This is a genomic window from Microbacterium sp. 22215, from assembly GCF_052045655.1.
Classification (GTDB): domain Bacteria; phylum Actinomycetota; class Actinomycetes; order Actinomycetales; family Microbacteriaceae; genus Microbacterium; species Microbacterium phyllosphaerae.
In genome coordinates this window covers 16,348-36,495 of sequence record NZ_JBQEPC010000001.1, presented here as the reverse complement: position 1 = coordinate 36,495, position 20,148 = coordinate 16,348, and the positions used below count along the sequence as shown (strand labels likewise).

At 69.1% G+C, this 20,148-nt stretch carries 19 protein-coding genes; 9 read left to right on the top strand and 10 right to left on the bottom strand.

The features are described from left to right. Positions 1 to 22: 22 nt before the first annotated feature. From ACTJKH_RS00180 to ACTJKH_RS00165, 4 genes are read left to right on the top strand one after another with little or no spacing between them, the layout of a single operon-like run. Entirely contained in the window at positions 23 to 1,132 is a 1,110-nt protein-coding gene (locus ACTJKH_RS00180) for a glycosyltransferase (protein WP_440735300.1), read from the top strand. Next, entirely contained in the window at positions 1,129 to 2,268 is a 1,140-nt protein-coding gene (locus tag ACTJKH_RS00175; RefSeq protein ID WP_440735299.1) for a glycosyltransferase, read from the top strand. The genes ACTJKH_RS00180 and ACTJKH_RS00175 overlap by 4 nt, the downstream gene beginning before the upstream one ends. Then, positions 2,265 to 3,275 carry a glycosyltransferase gene (locus ACTJKH_RS00170; RefSeq protein WP_440735298.1) on the top strand — a complete coding sequence of 337 codons (1,011 nt, stop codon included), beginning with the start codon at positions 2,265 to 2,267 and terminating at the stop codon, positions 3,273 to 3,275. The genes ACTJKH_RS00175 and ACTJKH_RS00170 overlap by 4 nt, the downstream gene beginning before the upstream one ends. Continuing rightward, entirely contained in the window at positions 3,272 to 4,099 is an 828-nt protein-coding gene (locus tag ACTJKH_RS00165) for a galactosyltransferase-related protein (RefSeq protein WP_440735297.1), read from the top strand. The genes ACTJKH_RS00170 and ACTJKH_RS00165 overlap by 4 nt, the downstream gene beginning before the upstream one ends. 34 nt (positions 4,100 to 4,133) lie before the next feature. On the opposite strand, the gene ACTJKH_RS00160 is transcribed toward ACTJKH_RS00165, so the two are convergent. After that, positions 4,134 to 4,736 (bottom strand): hypothetical protein, encoded by a 603-nt coding sequence (locus ACTJKH_RS00160; protein WP_440735296.1) that lies wholly within the window; start codon positions 4,734 to 4,736, stop codon positions 4,134 to 4,136. 119 nt (positions 4,737 to 4,855) lie between these two features. Between ACTJKH_RS00160 and ACTJKH_RS00155 the strand changes: the two genes are divergently transcribed. Next, positions 4,856 to 5,173, top strand: coding sequence for an NIPSNAP family protein (locus tag ACTJKH_RS00155; RefSeq protein WP_440735295.1), 318 nt, complete (start codon positions 4,856 to 4,858; stop codon positions 5,171 to 5,173). 72 nt (positions 5,174 to 5,245) lie between these two features. Here the strand turns inward: ACTJKH_RS00155 and ACTJKH_RS00150 are convergent, their stop codons facing one another. Further along, positions 5,246 to 6,619 carry an APC family permease gene (locus ACTJKH_RS00150; protein ID WP_440735730.1) on the bottom strand — a complete coding sequence of 458 codons (1,374 nt, stop codon included), beginning with the start codon at positions 6,617 to 6,619 and terminating at the stop codon, positions 5,246 to 5,248. 136 nt (positions 6,620 to 6,755) lie between these two features. Further along, on the bottom strand, positions 6,756 to 7,853 hold the full coding sequence (locus tag ACTJKH_RS00145) for a Zn-dependent alcohol dehydrogenase (RefSeq protein ID WP_259162442.1): 1,098 nt from the start codon (positions 7,851 to 7,853) through the stop codon (positions 6,756 to 6,758). 116 nt (positions 7,854 to 7,969) lie between these two features. Between ACTJKH_RS00145 and ACTJKH_RS00140 the strand changes: the two genes are divergently transcribed. The 4 genes from ACTJKH_RS00140 (at position 7,970) to ACTJKH_RS00125 (ending at position 11,658) form a co-directional block, all read left to right on the top strand. Beyond that, on the top strand, positions 7,970 to 9,361 hold the full coding sequence (locus ACTJKH_RS00140; protein WP_440735294.1) for a PucR family transcriptional regulator: 1,392 nt from the start codon (positions 7,970 to 7,972) through the stop codon (positions 9,359 to 9,361). Positions 9,362 to 9,464: 103 nt separating this feature from the next. Continuing rightward, a complete protein-coding gene (locus ACTJKH_RS00135) occupies positions 9,465 to 10,349 on the top strand; it encodes a hypothetical protein (RefSeq protein WP_440735293.1) in 885 nt (294 codons plus the stop codon). Between the two features lie 56 nt (positions 10,350 to 10,405). After that, positions 10,406 to 10,831 carry a hypothetical protein gene (locus ACTJKH_RS00130; protein WP_440735292.1) on the top strand — a complete coding sequence of 142 codons (426 nt, stop codon included), beginning with the start codon at positions 10,406 to 10,408 and terminating at the stop codon, positions 10,829 to 10,831. 143 nt (positions 10,832 to 10,974) lie between these two features. Further along, a complete protein-coding gene (locus ACTJKH_RS00125; protein ID WP_440735291.1) occupies positions 10,975 to 11,658 on the top strand; it encodes an SGNH/GDSL hydrolase family protein in 684 nt (227 codons plus the stop codon). A 39-nt stretch (positions 11,659 to 11,697) separates the two neighbouring features. Here ACTJKH_RS00125 and ACTJKH_RS00120 read toward each other — a convergent pair whose 3' ends face one another. The 7 genes from ACTJKH_RS00120 to ACTJKH_RS00090 all read right to left on the bottom strand — a co-directional run bounded on the left by ACTJKH_RS00120 (position 11,698) and on the right by ACTJKH_RS00090 (position 20,072). Beyond that, complete coding sequence (locus tag ACTJKH_RS00120; RefSeq protein WP_440735290.1) at positions 11,698 to 13,284, bottom strand: GMC oxidoreductase; 1,587 nt, start codon at positions 13,282 to 13,284, stop codon at positions 11,698 to 11,700. A gap of 18 nt (positions 13,285 to 13,302) precedes the next feature. Then, positions 13,303 to 14,793, bottom strand: a complete 1,491-nt coding sequence (locus ACTJKH_RS00115; RefSeq protein ID WP_440735289.1) for an MFS transporter — start codon at positions 14,791 to 14,793, stop codon at positions 13,303 to 13,305. Between the two features lie 129 nt (positions 14,794 to 14,922). Beyond that, on the bottom strand, positions 14,923 to 15,921 hold the full coding sequence (locus ACTJKH_RS00110) for a fumarylacetoacetate hydrolase family protein (protein ID WP_440735288.1): 999 nt from the start codon (positions 15,919 to 15,921) through the stop codon (positions 14,923 to 14,925). Further along, a complete protein-coding gene (locus ACTJKH_RS00105) occupies positions 15,918 to 16,922 on the bottom strand; it encodes an amidohydrolase family protein (RefSeq protein ID WP_440735287.1) in 1,005 nt (334 codons plus the stop codon). Before ACTJKH_RS00105 ends, ACTJKH_RS00110 begins: the two co-directional genes overlap by 4 nt. Next, positions 16,919 to 18,055 carry an FAD-dependent monooxygenase gene (locus ACTJKH_RS00100; protein ID WP_440735286.1) on the bottom strand — a complete coding sequence of 379 codons (1,137 nt, stop codon included), beginning with the start codon at positions 18,053 to 18,055 and terminating at the stop codon, positions 16,919 to 16,921. Before ACTJKH_RS00100 ends, ACTJKH_RS00105 begins: the two co-directional genes overlap by 4 nt. Before the next feature lie 56 nt (positions 18,056 to 18,111). Further along, a complete protein-coding gene (locus ACTJKH_RS00095; protein WP_440735285.1) occupies positions 18,112 to 19,110 on the bottom strand; it encodes a cyclase family protein in 999 nt (332 codons plus the stop codon). Beyond that, on the bottom strand, positions 19,107 to 20,072 hold the full coding sequence (locus tag ACTJKH_RS00090; RefSeq protein WP_440735284.1) for a fumarylacetoacetate hydrolase family protein: 966 nt from the start codon (positions 20,070 to 20,072) through the stop codon (positions 19,107 to 19,109). Before ACTJKH_RS00090 ends, ACTJKH_RS00095 begins: the two co-directional genes overlap by 4 nt. Positions 20,073 to 20,148: the final 76 nt, after the last annotated feature.

Below are 20,148 nucleotides of genomic sequence, written 5' to 3'. Positions count from 1 at the left end.
CATCGCGATACGCGCAGTTCGGGTGCTCAGCCCCGTCACGGAGAACCACATCCTCATCGAACCCGCCCTCATCCGCGTCGCCTCGATCCCGGCCGCCCACCCCTATGTGCGTGCGATCACCGACATGCAGATGGTGCAGGTGCTGCCCGATCCCCCGGTGCCCGGCGCCGACGCGGGCGTCTGGTGGCCGCCGGTCGCCCTCACGTCGGAGTGGCTCGATTCGCACGCCGCGGACTACGACGTGCTGCACGTGCATTTCGGTCTGGAGTCGTTCTCGCCCGAAGAGCTGCGCGACGCCCTCGACGTCGCGCGTCGGCACGGCCGACCCGTCGTCTACACGGTGCATGACCTCGACAACCCGCAGCTCGTCGACCAGGCGCCTTATCGCGCGCTGCTCGACGTGATCATCCCCGCTGCCGACCGGCTCCTCACGCTCACCCCGACCGCCGCCGCCGAGATCGAGCGCCGCTGGCACCGCGACAGCGAGGTGCTCGCACATCCCACTTTGCTGGAGGATGCACCCGTGGCCGCGCGCCCGATCGACGGCGTCTTCCGCATCGGCATCCATTTGCGGGACCTTCGCCCCAACATCGCAGCCGACCTCGCCCTCCGCGCCGCCGTCGACGCGTCCGCCGCGCTCGAGAGCGCGGGGCGCGCGGTCGAGTTCGAGGTGCTGATGAACGAGCGCGTGCGCGATGACGTGACGGCCGCCCGGCTGACCGCCGCCGCTGACGCGCACCCCTCGGTGCATCTGCTCCGCACTCCGCATCTCAGCGACGCCGGCATCGAGGCCTGGATCGCGAGTACGGACCTCTTCCTGCTGCCGTACCACCACGGCACGCACTCGGGTTGGGTGGAGCTCTGCTACGACCTGGCTGTTCCCGTGGCGGGCACGGATGTGGGGCACGTCGCGGCCCAGCATCCCGCGGACTTCCTGGTGATCGATCTCGACGACCCGCAGACCGTGGTCGACGCGGTGGTCCGGGCTTCCGACGCGCGGATATCGCCCCGCACCGCGCTTGTGGCCGAGCGACGGGCGGAGCGCCTGGCCGAGCGTCTGGCCGTCCGCGCCGCCCATTCCCGGGTGTACGCCGACGCGCGCGGCCGCATCTCCGCGGGGGTCCACGCGTGATCGGCCGGGAGCGCCTGCGGGTGCTGGTCGTCGCCCCGGAGCGTCATGCTCTCCGACAGCCGCACGCCGGCGGTCTGGAGGCCGTGGTCTGGAACCGCGTGCGGTGGCTGCGCAGTCGGGGTCACGACGTGCAGCTCTGCGCCGCGGAGGGCTCGGACTTCCTCGGAGCGGATGCCGGACTCCACCTGCCCACTCCCCGCTGGCATCGATCGCACGATGCCTCGGACACCGACTTCCCCGAGGGGCATCGCCGGCTCATGGCCGACGCGTTCGATCGCATCCGGGAGCGGCTCGACTCCCCCGAGACGACGGTCGACGTCGTCGACAACCACAGCCTGCACGGCGATCCGATCCTCTGGAGTCGCGACGTCGGAGTGCCTGTCGTCACGACGCTGCACACCCCGCCCCTCTCCGAGATGGTGATCGCGTCGAACGCCCTCACCGGATCGTCGCCGCACCGCTTCCTCGCGGTCAGTCAGTACACGGCTCGCGCGTGGTCCGTCGAAGGCGTCGAGGCGTTCGTCTTCGCCAACGGGGTGGACAGGGACCAATGGCGCCTCGGCTTCGGTGGCGGACACTGGGTCTGGTTCGGGCGGATCGTTCCCGAGAAGGCTCCGCACCTCGCCATCCTCGCCGCCCGACGTGCGGGAGCGAGTCTGAAGCTCGCCGGCCGCGTCGGCGATGCCGTGTACTTCGACCGCGAGGTGCGACCTCTGCTCGGCGACGGCATCGAGTACGTGGGGGCGCTGCGGCAACCCGAGCTCGCCGACCTCGTCGGACGAGCCGCCGTCGCGCTCGTGACCCCGGTGTGGTCCGAGCCCTTCGGTCTCGTGATGGCCGAGGCGCTCATGACCGGCACGCCCGTGGCGGCGTTCGACTCCGGCGGCACCAGCGAGGTGCTCGCGGGGATCCCCGGCACCGCCATCGTGCCCGCGGCCGACGTCGAGGCTCTCTCGCACGCCGCGACCGGCCTGGTCGAGCAGGCGAGGAACGGACTGGCCCGCCGTCGCGTGCGCGAGGCCACCGCAGCCCGGTATTCGCTCGACCGCCGGCATCGAGACATCGAGCGGGCCCTCACGGTCGCCGCCCGGAGCGCCGCATCGCCGCACGAACTCGTCGAAGCGGTGGGCGCATGATCGGCTGGTACGTGCACCACCACGGGTGGGGGCACGTGACCCGGATGCAGGCGATCCGCCCGCACATCGACGACGACGTCACCGTGTTCTCGAGCCTGCCCCAGCCCGCGTCGCTGCCGGCGCGCACCACCTGGGTGCAGCTGCCGTCGGACTCCGAGCCGGTCGTCGGACCGGACGGAGTGCACCGCGAGGCGCACGAGCTCGGCGACGTCACCGCCGGCGGCACCCTGCACTGGGCGCCGCTTCGGCACCCCGGACACCAGGCGAGGCTGGCGGCGATGGCCGACTGGGTGGCGATCCACCCGGTGTCGACCTTCGTGGTCGACGTCAGCGTCGAGGTCACTATCCTCACCCGGCTGCTCGGAGTACCGACGGTGGTCTTCGCGCAGCCCGGTGAGCGCACGGATGCGCCCCACCGTCTCGGATACGACCTCGCCGACCGCATCCTGGCCCCCTGGGCCTCGGGCACGATCGAGGCCCAGGGACTCGCCGATCACGACGAGCGCGTCCATCGCGTGGGCGCGGTGTCGCGCTACGACGGCCGCGAGCGAGCCGCCGGCGCCCGCCACGAGCGCCGCGTGCTGTTCCTCAGCCGTACGCTCGACGCCCCCCGGCTCGCGGCGACCATCGAGCTGCTGACGGCGGACGGATGGATCGTCGACACTGCGGGTGCCGGTGACGACGACCGGGTCGCCGACGTCTGGCCGCTGCTGCGTCGAGCCACCGTGGTCGTGAGCGCTGCGGGACAGAACGGCATCGCCGATCTCGCCGCGGCCGACACCCGCGCACTCGTGATCGCCCAGGAGCGGCCCTTCGGGGAGCAGGAGCACACCGCGCGCGTGCTGGCCGACCTCGGCCTCGCTGTCACCGTGCGCGACGACGCGACGCCGGACGAGGTCGTCGATGGCATCCGACGAGCGGCGGTGATCGCACCCGGATGGCAGGCGTGGCAGGCCACCGGCGCGGCAGCCCGTGCGGCCGCCGTGATCGCCGGAGTCGCCGCATGAGCACCCGTGTCGCCGTGATCACCCCGGCCTCGATCACCCGTCTCGACCATCTGCATCGCCAGCGCCGTTTCCTGCGAGACCTCCAAACTCCCGGCATCGAGATCCTCCGCATCGAGGCGTGGCTCGACCCGGAACCGGCGCCGGCACCGCCGGCGGTGTCCTCGGTGCACGTGCCTCCCGGTGCGGACGGCATGCGTGTGGGCGCCGCCCGCAACGCGGCGGCCCGCCTCGCCCTGACGCACGACGTCGACCTCCTCGTGTTCCTCGACGTCGACTGCCTGCCCGGATCCGCGCTGCTCGAACGGTACGTCGCGGCCGCACGGACCCACCCGGACGATCTGCTCTGCGGGCCGGTGACCTATCTCGAGAGCGTGCAGCGCCCCTCGACGATGTCCGAGCTCGACGCCATGACGCACCCGCACCCGGTGCGTCCCCTACCTCTCGACGGCACAGTCGTCCCCGCCTCCGACGAGGAGTTCGACCTCTTCTGGTCGCTGTCGTTCGCGGTGACCCCCGAGGCGTGGACCCGTCTCGGAGGATTCGACGAGGCCTATCAGGGCTACGGTGCGGAGGACACCGACCTGGGCCGCCGAGCCCGATCGCTCGGCATGCGGGTGCAGTGGGTCGGTGGCGCTCACGCCTACCACCAGTGGCATCCCGCCGGATCCCCGCCCTGGCGGCACCTCGACGACATCCTGCGCAACGGCGCCCTGTTCGCGGAGCGGTGGGGCGAATGGCCGATGGGTGGCTGGATCGACGCCTTCATCACCGGCGGCGCGGTCGAACCGCACGGAGACGGCTACCGCCGAGTCGTTCGGTCCTGACCGGACGCAGACCGCGAAGCGCCCGACCTCCGCGTCAGTCCACTGCGAAGGAGGCGAGCGCGTTCCGGTACTCGACGCTGTCTCTCCGCACCTCATCAGTGACCAGGAGCGTATGAGGACCCACCTGGCGCACGTGCATGTCGCGGCACGGAATCGTCACCACCGTGGTGAGGCCTCGGCGCCACGCGGCGGTGAGCGCCTCGACATCCCGATGCTCCGGGCTGTCCGCGAGCATTGCGGGTCGAGCAGCGACGTGCGAGTCGAAGCCGCGACGTTCCCACTCTCGGTTGGCCTCGTCGTCGAAGACCTCGTGACCGAACTCGTCGCCCCACGTGGGTCCGATCAGCTGCCGGAGAAGGCTTTCGCGCTCCACCGAGCCCGCCTCCGTGTCGCCGACGGCATCGAACATCGCCTGATCGTGCTCGACGGCGGAGTGGGCGAGGACATCGCTCCAGATCCGCGCCCATCCTTCCGACCAGAGCTCTCGGGTCGCCGCGTCCACCGGGTTCGCCGCCGGTGCAGGCGGATCCGTGAGCACCGACGGGAGCTCGTCACCGACGGGACGCAGGTCGTGGGCCTCGCGGATCCAGAGCAGCTCGAGCAGCGCCTGGGGTCGATCCTGGACCGTCATGGTCATGTCGTGCGGCCACGGGTTTCCCGGCATGGGGGTTGTCGATCGCATCACGACAGTCCACGGGATGCGCGGGTCCTGGTCAAGGGCCTGAGCAGGGGAATCGCTCTGACAAGCTGGACGACATGATCACCGTTCACCTGCGCTACGAGATCGACCCCGACAAGCTCGACGACTTCACCGAGTACGGGCGCCGGTGGATCCGACTGGTGGCGAAGCACGGCGGAACCCACCACGGCTACTTCCTGCCGAGTGAGGGCGACAGCGACGAGGCGTTCGCGCTGTTCACGTTCCCCTCGCTCGCCGAGTACGAGGTCTACCGCACGGCCTCGAAGACCGACCCCGAGTGCGTGGATGCCTTCGAGCTCGCCCGCAGGACGCAGTGCATCCGGCGTTATGAGCGTCGCTTCCTGAGCCCCGTCTTCTCGGCTGACGCCGACTGAGCCGCCGACGAGCGAATAGAGAAGCCCCCTCACGAGGAGGGGGCTTCTCTGTTCGCGTCCGTCGGATCGGAGTCAGCCGATGCCGTCCATCGCCGACGTCTCGGTGTTGCCGATGCGTGCGATCACCTCGGGCTGACGCGCCTTCAGGTACCAGTACCGCGTGAGGGCGGCGAGCACGCACACGATGAACACGTAGGGGATCACATTGAACGGGAACGCCGGCACCGGGAACACGTTCGCGAAGAAGACGTATGCCATGGTGGCGACGGCGATCGTTGCGCAGGCCCAGACCAGGCCGTTGCGCATCCCCGCGCGCTGCGTGTAGACGACGCACGCGATCGCGACCAGGGCGTAAGCGACCATGTAGCCGTAGGTGCCCCAGGTGTTGACCCACACCAGGATCTCCATCGGGTCGGCGCCCGCGATCAGGAACACGATGTCGACGACGATCGCGAGCGCTCCCGCTGCCAGCAGCACGCGATGCGGCGTGAGGTGGCGCTCGTGGGTGCGTCCGAATCGCTCATGGACGACTCCCTCCTTGCCCATGACGTAGACGATGCGTCCGATGACGTTGAGCGGGGCGACGACCACGGCGAAGAACGATGCCGCGACGCCGAACGTGAGCACCGGGGCGAACCACGCCGGCATGCCGATCAGCTCGGACATGCTCTCCAGCGGGCTGGCGGCGGTGGCCAGGTCGTCACCGAGAACGGCGATCTGCGTGTACGCCGCGAAGACATAGAGGATGCCGACGGTCAGCGCGCTCCACATGATGGCGCGAGGGATGGCCTTGTACGGGTTCTTCGCCTCACGGCCGAGCGCGTCGGCCGAGGAGAATCCGACGAAGCCCAGGATGCCGAGCACCATGCCCGCCGCGATGCCCTGGAAGGACGAGCCCTGCGCGAGCAGCTGCGCCGGATCCCACGCGTTCGGCCCGGCCCAGACGAGGGCCGAGATCAGCAGCACCAGGATGATCGCGACCGAGAGCAGCTCGAGCACGAGGGACACCCGCGCCGAGAGTCGGATGCCGCGGATCGTGAACAGCGTCGCCAGCCCGCCGAGCACGATGGCGAGACCGATGTCCCAGCCGAGACCCGCGGCCGGCACGCCGAGCAGTGTGAGGAACTGACCCATGTACGAGACCGACCCCATGAGGGATGCCGCGGCGATGCCGAAGCATCCGATCAGCAGCGTCGCGCCCGCCAGGTACGCGCCGGCCGGACCGAGGCCCTTCGACACGTAGGTGTAGAGCGAACCCGCCGAGGCGTGCTTGCGGGCGAACACCACCACGCAGTAGCCGACGCACAGGATCACGATCGTGGCGAGGCCGAAGGCGTAGATGGTGCCGTTGCCGGCGCCGAGGAAGATCGCGGCGGCGGTGAAGGCGATCACCGCACTGGGCGCGATGTTCGCGATCGCCTGAGCGGCCAGCTCGGGGCCGCTCATCACGCCGCGGCGGAGACCCGCGTCGGTGGGCATGGTCGGGGGCCGCTGGGGGGAGGTGGTGGTCAAGGGGTGCTCCTTCGCATCGGGTCGGTCGGAGTGGTGCGGTGAGGGGATGTGGCGTGTGGGTGAGGGGCGATCAGGGGATCAGGAGCGTGCGCAGAGCTTGGCCGGACTCGAGCTCGGCGAACGCCTCCGCAGCCTCGGACAGCGGGCGGCGCGACGAGATCAGCGGGTCGAGGATCAGCTGGCCGTCCATGTACCGGTCGACGAGGGCCGGGATGTCGATGGCGGGCCGCACCGAGCCGTAGTTCGAGCCCAGGATGCGCTGGTCGGCTTCGGCCAGCACGAGGGGCTCGAACGATGCGCGGGCGCCGGTCGGGGGCAGGCCGACGATGACTGCGGCGCCGCCGAGGCCGAGCATCTCGATCGACTGCTCGGTCGTGACGGTGCGGCCGATCGCGTCGAACGCGTAGTCGACACCGTCGGGCAGGAGAGCCCGCAGCTGAGCGACCGCGTCGCCGTCCGGGGCGACGATCTGATCGGTGGCGCCGAACTGTGCGGCGAGGCGGGTCTTGTCCTCCCGCACGTCGATCGCGACGATCCGCTCGGCGCCGGCGAGCCGCGCTCCCTGGATGACGTTGAGGCCGACGCCGCCGCATCCGATCACAGCCACGAGGGCACCGGGCTCGACGCCGGCGGTGTTCATCACGGCGCCGACACCGGTGGCGACCGCGCAGCCGACGACGGCGATGACGTCGAGGGGGGCGTCGTCGCGCACTTTGATGGCGCCGGATGCGGGAACGACGACCTCCTCGGCGAACGAGGAGACACCGAGGTAGTGGTGGATGGTCTCGCCGTCCTTGCTCAGCCGCGAGGTGCCGTCGAAGAGCACGCCGAGCGGAGCCACGACCGTCGCCACCTTCTGGCAGCGCGCCTCGTGGCCGGAGCGGCAGTAGCGGCACTCGCCGCACGGCGGCACCCAGCTGAGCACGACGTGATCCCCGACCGCGAGGGACGTGACGCCCTCGCCCAGCTCGGTGACCACACCGGAGCCCTCATGCCCCATGACCATCGGCGCCGGAGCATCCCACTCCCCCCGCTTGACGTGCAGGTCGGAGTGGCAGACGCCCGCAGCAGCGATCTTCACACGCACCTCACCGGCAGCCGGCGGCGCGAGTTGCACCTCGGTGTGCTCGATCGGACTGTCGGTGTCGCGGAATACGATGGCCCGCATGTGGCCCCCTTCGTTCGTGTAGGTCGGGCTTCATCGTAGAAACGCGGTCGCTGTCGTGTCATTCATCGAAATGATGATCTGAGATACCGATACTCGACATTCCTTATACTGCGGATATGACGCGGGACCTCGCATCGATCGCTCGCCTGCTCGGCGCGACCCTCGTCGACGGCGGAGCGCTGGGCCCGAAGGCTCCCGTGTCGAGTGTCGTCCCGCTCGTCGATTTCGCGGTCGTGCCGCATCCGCAGTTCGCGACGCTCGTCGTCGGCCACCCCGCAGAGATCATGACCGCACTCGAGAGGGACGATCGACGAGACCGACTCGCGCTCGCCGTCGTGGTGGTCACCGGACCGCTCGACGACGTGCCGGACGACGTCACCGCGATCGTCGATCCGGACATGGAGCCCTCCGTCGTGCTGCCGACGCTCCAGGCGCTCCTCGCGACGGATGCAGCGGCGGAGGACCGGGCAGTGCTCGCCGCCACGAAGGTGCTGGCGCTCGCAGCCCGCCGCAGCGGCGTGGCCGGCGTCGTGGCCGAACTCGCCAGGAGACTCGACGGATGGGCGGTTCTGCTCGATCGTGACGCGCAGCCCATCGCCTCCGCCGGCGCGGGCGCTCTGCACATCGGGGATGCCGTGGCCGTCGCCTTCAACCGACCGGTGCGGGTGCGAAGTCGAGCGCTGCAGGTGCATCCCGTCGGAACGGACGACGACATGTCGGCCTTCCTCGTCGTGACCGCGCGAAGCGGATCGACGAGCCGAGCCCGAGACCTCAGCTCCCAGGCGGCCGCCCTGCTCGACCTGCTCCTGCGCACCCACGACGGCAGCCGCACCGAGAGGCTCGGCCGAGCGACGATGATGCGAGTCCTCGAAGACGGCGGGCCCACCGCTCTCTCCCTCGCACGGGAATGGGGCGTGCGGGATCGCACCCTGGCCGCTTTCACCCTCTCGGCGCGGTCCGCCAGCGTCGACGCCGAGCGAGTGGTGATCCACTGGCTCGAAGACCTCGGCGCCCCGCACCTGCTCACCGCCGCGCACGGCACGGTGTCGGGCTTCGCTCGCGACGAGCACGTCGACGAGCTGGCCCGCCGCGCGTCGGCCTTCTCCGTGCCCCTTCACCTGGGCCTCGGGTCCTCGGCGCCGATCGATGCGCTCGCGATCTCGACCGAGGAATCGCGCCGAGCGCACGATGCGGCCGTCACCGAGAGGCGCGCCGTCGTCCGCTACCGCGGCATGCCCACGGTGGAACTCGTGCTCGACAGGCTCTCCCCTGCAGACGCCCGGCGGCTGACATCACTGCTCGAGCCGCTCCAGGACGCCGATCTGATCGACACCCTGAGGTGCTTCCTCGCGGAGAACGGCGCATGGGGAGCGGCGGCGACACGCCTCGGCATCCATCGGCAGACGCTGACCGCACGCGTGCACCGCATCGAACAGCTCACCGGTCTTTCGATGTCGAGTCCGGACGACCGGGCCGCCGCATGGATCGCACTCCGGGCGTGGGCCTGACGCTTGTCCCCCGAACGGCCGATACCGGAGGTTGCGGACATCCGCGAGGATGGCATTTTCTGAGGATTGCCAGCGACAGGTGGCGCGCGATGAGGGGCTCTCGATGACGACACCCGATCAGCCGGTGGATGAGCTGTCCGATTTCGCGGCGCTCATGGCGCACGAGCAGGAGTTCGGCGGCGATCGGTTCGACCCCGCAGTGCGCAGACGACGCAGGCGACGAGGGCTCATCATCACCGCTGTCTGCCTCGTCCTCCTGCTGGCGGTGACCGGAGGCTACGTCGGCTGGGCGCTCACGGCGCCGGTGGATCCGCCGGCGGTGACCACTCACACACCGGAGGTCCCGGTCGGCGCCGCAGCCGCCATCGCCGCGCCTGCCGCCGCGGCATCGGCGATCAGCATCGCCGGCGCTGACGCCTATCTGGGTGAGGGGGCCAGCGGGTCCTGGTCGACGACAGGCACGGGCGAGCCTCTTCCGATCGCCAGCATCACGAAGCTCATCACGGCCCTCGTCATCCTCGACGCGTCGCCGCTCAGCTCCGCGGAGGACCCCGGGCCGACCATCACGTTCGGCAAGGCCGACCACGATCTCTACGACGAGTACTACGTGCGGGGCGCGACCATCGCTCCGATGCCCACCGGCACCTCGATGTCACTGCATGATGCACTGGCCGTCATGCTCATCCCGTCCGCGAGCAACTACGCCGTGGCGCTGTCATCGAGGATCTTCGGATCGCAGAGCGCGTCCTCGGGGCGACGCGCGAGTGGCTCGCAGCCCACGGGCTCACCGGGACGACGGTCACGGAGCCGACGGGAATCAGTCCGCGCAACACGAGCACGACCGCCGACCTGCTGGCGATCGCGAAGCTCGCCGCCGCGAATCCGGCGATCGCTCAGATCGTCGCGACGTCGTCGACCTCGATCCCCGGAGCCGGCCGGCTGCACAACACCAACGCCCTCCTCGGCACGGCCGGGATCACGGGGCTGAAGACCGGAAACCTGGGCGAGGGCGCGCACAACCTGCTGTACACCGCGACGCTCGACGTGGGGGCGGGCGACCCGCTCGCCGTCACCGGCGTCGTCCTCGGGGGCGCGTCGCGCGAGTCGGTGAACGCGACAGTGGTGGCCGCGCTCGACAGCATCCGCTCCGGTTTCCACCAGGTGCCCGTCGCGACCGAGGGTCAAGAGGTCGGGTCAGTGTCGACGCCGTGGGGAGCCGCCGCCACGCTCGTCATCGGCGAGAGCGCGTCGATCTTCACCTGGTCGGACACGCCGATCGAGGTGACCATGGACATCAAGACCCCACCCGCGTACCGAGACGGCACGGCCGTGGGGACTGTCACCTGGACGGCCGGCCCGAACACCGTCACGGCTCCCGTGACGATCGCGGGGACCATCGACCCGCCCACCGAATGGTGGCGACTGACGCACCCGTCCGAGCTCGGCACCCCGTGGGATGCGCGGGACTGAGCTGCTCGACAGGACGAGCCACCGGATGACCCACTCCTTGCGCACGCCGGATGCGACGACGAAGAGCGCGGTGAACACCGTCGGAATCATCCCCTCCACCGCGCAGAGGCCATCCGTCGGCGCCTCGGCGACGAACAGAGATTATGCGCCATCCCCGCTCTCTCGCATCCGTGATCGCCCTCGCTCTGGGCTTCACAGCCTGCAGCGCCGCGCCCGCACCCGACACCTCGGCACCAGCGGGAACCGGACCACTCGTGGCGTTCTACGGCGACTCCTACACGCTCGGCACCGGGGCGAGCGATCCGTCGCTCCGGTGGTCGACGGTCATCAGCGAGGAGCGCGGGTGGCGGGAGTTCAACCCGAGCGTCAACGGCCTCGGGTTCGTGAACCATCGAGAGAGCTTCGGCGAGGACGATCTGCCGGCGCTCATCGTCGAGCAGGAGCCCGACATCGTCTTCGTCACGATGGGTCTGAATGACAACTTCAGCTACGAACGTCGTGCCGACCTCATCCACGACACCATCACCGCCGATCTCACCCGCATCCGCGACTCGCTCCGCTCCGCGCGGATCGTCGTCGTCGAGCCGTTCTGGTACACGGAGAAACGCCCGGCATCGCTCGAACAGATCATCGGTTGGGTCGAGGACGCAGCGGTCGAGATCGACGCGGACTGGATCCCCGGAGCGAGCCACTGGCTCGACGGGCACTATGCGGGGTCGGAAGACAGCTGGATGGCGTCCGATGGACTGCATCCGTCCGACGTCGGCTACGAGCACATGGCCGAGCAGATGGATGCTGCGCTGATGCGCCTCGATCCGGCGCTCTGACAGCGGCCGTCAGGATGCGTCACAAACCCGGAACACCGATCACCGCCCGCCGTCGCCGCGAAGCCGATCGACGACAGCTCTCGCCCCGCGCACCGCGATCGCTGTGCTCATCAGAGTTGGGTTCATCGTGTTCGCCGTGGGGATCAATGCGTTTCCGCCGACCACGAGATTGTCGACGCCCCACACCCGCGAGTACGGATCCGCCACCGTGGTGCCATCGTCGTCGACGCCGAAACGCATGGTCCCCATGTAGTGCAGGCTGGATCCGTTCGGCAGAAGGCGCGGTTCCGCGATGAAGGTGCCGAGCGCCGCTCCCGCACGACGCAGAAGCTCGGTCGCAGCGGTGATCTCCGCGTTCTCGACACCGGTCAGCGCGTACTCGATCGTCATGTTCGGCATCCCGCGATAGTCGAGCTCCGCCTCTGAGAAGGTGACACCGTCCTCGACCCGCGGATGCTTGCGCACGCCGTAGCCCATGTTCACGTACCCCCAGGGGTTCCCCGCGTGCGGGTGCGCCGGGTCGAGAGGGAACGGCGGGTTCTCGGCGTACATGACCTGCAACGAGAACGGGTGGTCCGGCTCCGAGAAGGGGATTCGGTTGACCGCGGCCACCGGGTCGGTGGGGTTCTTGGCCCGACGGACGAGCTCGCCCTGGAGCTCCTCCTCGGTGACGAGTTCGGCCATTCGGTCGCCGTTGAGCGAGACGGTGGAGATCACCACGTGATGCTCTGTGAGATAGCGTCCGAGTGCTGCGGGGCGCACGCCGGATGCCCAGAGCAGCTGCGGCGAACGGAAGGCATCCGCGGCGACCACGACCACGTCGGCTGCGAACAGGTAGGTCTTTTTCGTCCGGAGGTCGTCAACGGTCACCCCCGTGGCACGATCCGCATCCATCTCGATCCGTCGAACGAAGGACAGATCGCGCAGCTCGAATCGTCCGCTCTCCTCTGATCCCTCATCGAGGAGTGGTCCGAGGACCATGTCGGCGCCGGCCCAGATCATCGAGCCGTCCGGCTGCGGATCGCCCGCGACCGGCAACGTGCTCACTCCGTAGCCGTCTGGCAGCCCCGCGGCGAACTCGCCCTCGAGGAGCGTGCGGATGGCGCCTCCGACCGGTGAGTCGGCGAAGGCCGCCGCCTGATGGTGCAGCAGGGATTCGGCCGTCGAGATCAGGTCCTCCCATTCTTCGTCGCCGATGAAGTCGACACGCTCACTGAAGGAGGGACGCGGAATCGCACATGTCCAGTGCGACCCCTGTCCACCCACGTTCGTCGCGGCCGCCGCTGCCGGGAACGTCGGCGCATGGGCGGAGCCCGCGCCGCCGAAGTCGAGCAGATGCGTGCCCTGTCGCGCGGTGAACATGCCCTCGACGACGGCTCCGGCCGGTATGCCGAGCGATTCGCGGAACGCCCCCGCCTGCGGCCCCTGCGCCATCTCACGGGCCCTGGCCTTCTCGTCGGGGTCGACGATGTTGCGAACGCTCGCTCCGGGACGCTCCGTGATCTGCGGCCCGGCTTCGAACATCACGACGCGAGCGGTGCGATGCGCCTGCAGGATGGTGCGCGCGTACGCGGAGCCGATCGGTCCGCTGCCGACGATCGCGATGATGGGGTGCTGCTCAGACATGGGGGTTTCTCCCGGGTTTCAGGCGGTGGCGGGTTCTGCGTGGAGGACGGGATCCTGTTCGTCCGACAGGCGGCCGGACGGCATCAGGAGTGCGACGACCAAGCCGATCGCATAGGCGACGGCGAGGCCGGCGAAGACGGGTGCGAAGACGTCGTGGTAGATGGCGGCGACCTGCGCCTGCGTGGCGACGTCCGCGGCGCGCACGACCTGCGGCGTCAGCTGCGCGGCATCCAGACCGACCGGCAGGAGCGCCGAGACGCCGAACCCGACCGCACCGCCGATCACGGCAGTGGTGACGGTGGCCCCGATCTGACGCACCAGATTGACGGCCGCGGTGATGCTGCCCGTATCACGGCGGGACACGGCGCTCTGCGCGACCGCGACGATCAGACTCATGAACGCCCCGGTGCCGACGCCGACGCCGAACATCACGACCATCGGCACCCATAGCGGAGGCCCGACCGGTAGTAGTGCCATGACCGTGAGGCCCCCGGCACCCAGCGCCGTACCGATCACCGGATAGAGCCGGTATCGGCCAGTGCGACTCGCGAGGAATCCTGTGCCGAGGTTGCTGAGGAGCATCCCGAAGACCGTCGCGATGGGGACCAACCCCGACACTGTGGCCGTCGTCTGATACGCCATCTGCACGTAGGTCGGCAGATAGGCCGTGATCGAGAAGAGCCCGACGCCGATGATGAACGACAGGGTCGTGGCGACTCCGATCGTGCGGTTGCGGAAGAACCGTAGCGGGACCAGGGGCTCCGCGGCGCGGTTCTCGGCGAGCAGGAACCCGGCGAACGCCATCAGCGACACCGTGAAGGCGACGATGGCCACGGTACGCAGTGCTGGTTCCGCGACCCAGGTGACGGCCAGCACGAGCGAGATCAGCGAGACGGTGAAGGCGAGCGCCCCGCGCACGTCGAAGCGACGCTGCGTGCCCGGTTCGATGTGCGGAACCGCGAAGATCGCGAGGAGCAGCGCGCCGATACCGACCGGGATGTTGACCCAGAAGACCCACTGCCAACCCCAGAAATCCGTGATCACACCGCCGAGCACGGGACCGACGAGGATAGCGATCGGGAAGGCGGCGCCGATCACCGCCATGTGCTTGGGACGCTCGCGTGGTGACGTGACCTGCGCGATGATCGTCTGCGACATGAGCTGGAGGCCGGCGGAACTCATACCCTGCAGCACCCGACCGGCGATCAACCAGGGCATGCTCCCCGCGAATCCGCAGGCGAGGGAGGCGAAGAGGAAAACCACGAGCGAGGTGAGAAAGACGGCTCGAGGGCCCACGAGGTCGCCGAGCTTGCCGATCACGGGCAGCAGGACAGTGCTCGCGAGGGTGTACCCGACGACGACCCACCCCATGTGCTCGAGTGCGCCCAGGTCGCCCGCGATGGTGGCGAGCGACGTGGAGACGATGGTGTGATCGAGCGCCCCGAGGAAGGACACCGTGAGCAGGGAGACGACGAGGAGACGCAATCGTAGCGTCGAGAGTGCAGGCATGGCGGAGGACCCGAGAGATCGGGCGATCGACGCGACTCTGTGTGCCCCGACCACGACTTCGCGAGCGGGAACGGGCCGTTCTGGCCCCGACGCCGACATCAGTCTACGCCCACTTTAGTCTGATTTCAACTAAAGCCGTCGCCGCGACCGAGAACGAACCCGCGCCTGAGGCACCATCGGCGCCTCGACCGCCGCCCCCACGGACCCGACGAGCTCCCCGATGCCTTCGATCGCCATGCGCACCTCGTCTCCCTCGACCAGCGGTGCGGGGACGAGCGCACCGTTGCGGCCCCACAGCTCGCCCAGGCACCCGCCGTTGCCGACCGTGCCGCTGCCGAGCACGTCGCCCGGAACGACTCGGGAGTTGCGGGACGCGTAGGCGACGAGTTCTGCAAAGGTCCACCCCGCGTTCGAGACCAGGTCCTCCCCGATCAGCTCTCCGTTGATTCGAACCTCGGCGCGCACGGCGATGTATCCGTCCTCGTCCTCGAACTCCGCGAACTCGTCGGACGTCACGATCCAGGGGCCGAGCGACAGTCCGAAGTCCTTGCCCTTCGCCGGCCCCAGTCGCACCTTCATCTCGCGCGACTGAAGGTCTCTGGCCGACCAGTCGTTCATGATCGTGTATCCGAAGATGGCTCCGGCAGCCGCAGCGACGTCGAGGTTGGCGCCGTCAGCGTCAGGCCCGAACCCGATCACTGCGGCCATCTCGAGTTCGAAATCGAGTCGCTCGGAGACCGGTGGGACCACGGCGTCGCCGGGCCCGAGCACAGTGTGCGGGTTCGTGAAGTAGAACGTCGGAGCCTCGTACCATTCCGGTACGACCTCGCTCTTCCCGTCGACTGATGCACTGACGCCCTCGACGTGCTCCTCGAACGCCACGAAGTCTCTGATCGAAGCGGGCACGACTGGTGCGAGCAGACGCACCGAATCGAGCGCCGCGGCCTGCGCGGTCGCCCTCACCCCACCCGAGGCGTCGACGACGCGATCGTGCACTCGACGCGCTCCCTCGAGTCCCTGCGAGAGGATCTCGGCGACCCGCAGCCCGTCTGGGAACGCGACAACCTGATCACCGATCACGAATCCTTCTCCGACGTCGGCGCCGTCGAGCCACCGCGCGATCCTCATGCTCGGACTCGGGATTCCAGCAGCGCGTCGGCGTTCTCGCTCAGGATGCGACGGATGATCTCTGCGGGCAGGTCTGCTCCGCGGACAAGGGCGACCGGGTCGTCGAGTCCCATGTCGAACGGGAAGTCACTGCCGAGCAGCACCCGGGAGCCGCCGGCGACCTCGACCAGGTGCCGCAGCGCCATCGGATCGTGGACCACAGTGTCGAACCAGATCTTTCTCAGATAGGTCGACGGCGGGTGCTCGCACCCGTGTGCCTCCGGGCGCACGCGCCACGCCCTGTCAGACCTCCCGATCGCGAAAGGGAGGTAGCCGCCGCCGTGCGCTGCGACGATCGTGAGATCGGGGTGCCGGTCGAGCACTCCCGCGAAGATGAGATGCGACAGGGCGACGGCGTTCTCAGTAGGCTGCCCGACGGTGTTCGAGAGGTAGAAGCGATCCAGTCGCTCATCGAGACTGCATCCGAAAGGGTGCAGGAAGACGATGCAGCCGAGCTCCGCCGCGCGCGCCCAGAACGGCTCGAGACGCGGGTCCGAGAGCTCCACCTCGCCGGCGAACGACGATATCTCCACGCCGGCCAGACCGCGCCCGAGCACGGCGTCGTCCAGGTATTCGACGACGCGCTCGGGATGCTGCAGCGGGACGACCCCGAGCCCCGTGAGACGATCGGGCGCATGGGCGACGTGCTCCGCGATCAGCCGGTTCGTCTCGCCGGCGATCCACCCCGCGAGGCCCTCGTTCGCCCACGGGTAGAAGTGGTTCGGCGACACGCTGATCCACTGCCTGTCGATGCCCTGCGCGTCCATCGCCGTGAGCCGGGCGTCCACGTCGGTCAGCTTCGGGATGCGGCTGCCGATCATGGCACCAGATGCTTTGAGGCTTTCGATGCCGTTCCGCCGCAGCTCGAGGTCGGCTGCCGCGGCCACTTCTTCTGGGGCGCGACGCTCGACCTCCGCGTGCAGGTGCGGGAGGAGGAGGTGCGCGTGCACGTCGGTGGTCATGCCGGCTGCGCCATCTGCTGCGCCACGCTGAAGATGAGGCCACCCGCGTCGGCGTCCCGGTTCCCGTCGATCTGCCACTGGCCCAGTTGAACGGATGCCGCCACGACAGCGGACGCCCGCGGGACGCGACGCGCGTGGAACTCGTCCCAGAGGCCCTGATCGACCGCGTCGTTCGCCACCAGCAGCTCGGTCAGGACGAACGCGTCCTCCAGCCCCTGGGCTGCACCCTGCGCGATGGTGGGAGGGCAGGAGTGCGCGGCATCTCCGATGATCACGACCCGACCACGGTTCCAGGAACCCTCGACGAGGTGCTGCGTGAACCAGGTGTAGTTGGCCGCAGCGCCGGCGACGAGATCGGCCCTGATGTGATTCCAGGGACCGTCATAGGCACGCGACTCGTCGAGCATGATCTGCGTCGCGTCCTCGGCAGAGACGCCGAAACGGTCCTGCGCCTTCTCGACCAGGAAGGCATACATCGTGTCATCGCCGGTCGGCGTGTAACCCGCGATGTAGACCGGGCCACCGTAATAGAGTTCGGTGCGCACCACGTCGTCGGGACGCGAGACGAACGTGCGCCAGATCCCCATCCCGGTCGGCTGTGGCACGGTCTCGATGCCGATGAGTCCTCGTACGGTGGAGTTCAGTCCGTCCGCGCCGACGAGCAGGTCGTAAAGGCCGACCGACTCTCCTCCGACGAAGACCTCGACGGCCGCGGCGTCGGAATCGTCGATGCCGGTGACTTCCGCCCCGAAGTGCACGCGCGCTCCCGCGGCCGTGGCGTGTGCGAGCAGGATGCGTGTCAGCTCTGCTCGCGGCATCCCCATCGCCGAGGGGAAGTCCGGACCACCCGTCTTCACATCGGGCAGCTGCGCGACCACCGGCGCGCCGGGACCCGGCGCGCGCAGGGCGAGACCCTCGAACGCGAGGCCAGCCTCGCGGATGTCATGCCACGCACCGAGTGCGCCGAATACTCGCAGAGCATTCCCCTGGAGCGTGATGCCGGAACCCAGCGCGCTGAGCTCCGCCCGGGAGTCGAACACGTCAACCTCGACACCGGCCTTGGCGAGTTGGATGGCGGCCGCCAGACCGGCGACCCCGCTCCCGGCGATCGCGACCTTGTTCACTGCGGTCATTTCAGAACCTCCCTGTTCTGCGTCAATCTTCTACGAGTATCAGTTCGTGCGTCGGGTCAGAGGATGGCGACCGGGTTGATCGGCGAACCGACGGCCCCTGTGATCGGCAGCGGCGCGGCGGACAGCAGGAAGTCCCATCGGCTCCGTGCGGCACAGGACTCGGCCAGCGCTTCGAGGTTCCACATCTCGCCGATCGTGAGCCCGATGTTGGGGATCACGACCTGGTGGAGGGGTTGGAACGCCGGCACGTCGAACTCGTTCGGCCGCACCTCGAATCCCCAGGTGTCCGTCGCGATCGCGGCGATCTCCGAGCGGTGCAACCACCCGGCGGTCGTGAGGGAGAGACCTGGCGCGGCGCCTCCCGCGTAATCGCCCCAGCCCTCGCGGCGGGTGCGCGCGTACTGCCCCGTGCGGACGACGACGATGTCGCCACGACCGACGGTGCTCGAGTCTCCCTGCGCGGCGATGGTCGCCTCGAGGTCCGCGACAGTGATCGCGTAGCCGTCGGGAAGCTCACCGGTGTCGGGGACCAGATGGCGACCGACGTCGAGTAGGACTCCGCGCGAGACGATGACCGACGCAGCATGCTCGATGCCGGTCACGAGGTCGCCCTCGCTGGTCACGACATCGCCAGCCCTGCGACCGTTCCACGCGCTCCCGTGGTCGAAGATGTGGCCGAGCCCGTCCCACTGAGTCGAGCACTGCAACGGCATCGCGATCACGTCGTCGGCACCGCCGATCCCGTGAGGGAAGCCCTGGTTCCCGCGCTCCGCGTCCACCCCGGTGTCGGTCATGGTGTGCACGGGGTTGGTCCGACGGCGCCAGCCCTTCTGGGGGCCATCGGTGTCGAAGGCCTGGGCGAGGGAGAAGACCACGCCGTCGCGCACGAGCGCGGCCGCATCGACGCGCTTGGCCGCGTCGATGAAGTTGAGGGTGCCGAGCACATCGTCAGCGCCCCAGCGCCCCCAGTTGCGGTATCGCTCCGCTCTGGCGTCGATCTCGCCCTCAGGGTCGGAGCGGTCCAGATCGGCAGGGCTCTCGCCGTGCGCGGTCATCGTGTCGGTCCCGCGATGCAGCGGACGACCTGCGTGCCCAGACCGTTGATCGACGCGGTCATGACATCGCCGTCGCGCAGGAAACGCTTCCAATGCTGGCCGTTGCCCGCCGGGCTGCCGGTGAGCAGAACATCACCCGGCAGCAGCGGCATCGTCTGAGATGCACCCGAGATCAGAGCGGGCACGTCGAACAGGAGGTCGTCGGTCGAGGCATCCTGCATGACCTCGCCGTTGAGCTCCAATCGGAGAGTGAGGTCAGCAGGATCCACGAAGGGTGCAGGCACCAGGAACGGACCGGTCGGCAGAAAGCCCGGAGCGTTCTTCGCGCGATACCAGTCGGTGCCGATCTCCTTCATGTCCTTGCGGAACACCAGATCCCGGGTGGTGATGTCATTCACGATCGTGTAGCCGGCGACGTGGTCGAGCGCGTCATCACGGCTGACCTGGAACGCTTCGCGGCCGATCACGACGGCGAGTTCGAGCTCCCAGTCGTGCACATCGCTGTACGACGGTAGCGCCAGCGGTACATCGTCGCCGACGACGCAGGCAGGCAGGCCGATGAAGAAGTACGGCTCCCCCTCCGCCTTGCGACGATCCATCATCTCCGCGGCGAAGGTCCGCGCCTCCTCCGGCGTGCGGTCCGTGTTCTGGGTGAGTCCGGCGGCGACGAGCTGGATGACGTGCTCGCGGTAGTTCGCCCCCGTCTGCAGCACCTGGCGCGGTTCGATGGGGGCAGTCAGGACCACGTCGCGCAGCGGGATGCTCTCGCCCGTGCCGACCAGTGTCGCAAGGCTCTCCCAGTCAGGCGAGGAGAGGAACCCGTTGAGGCCGTGACCGCCGATCTCCTGGTCCGACAGTGGGCGGATCACGTCGTCTGTGACCAGGCCGATACGGATGGCTTCGCCGTCACGGTAACGGGCGAGTGCGAAGGGGGCGTGCAGCCCTGCTGACGTCGTCGTCATGAGTGGTCCTCTGTATCTGCTGCGGTCGTGTCTGCGGAAGTGGAGCGAGAGCGGGCACCGTCGTCGGCGCCCGCTC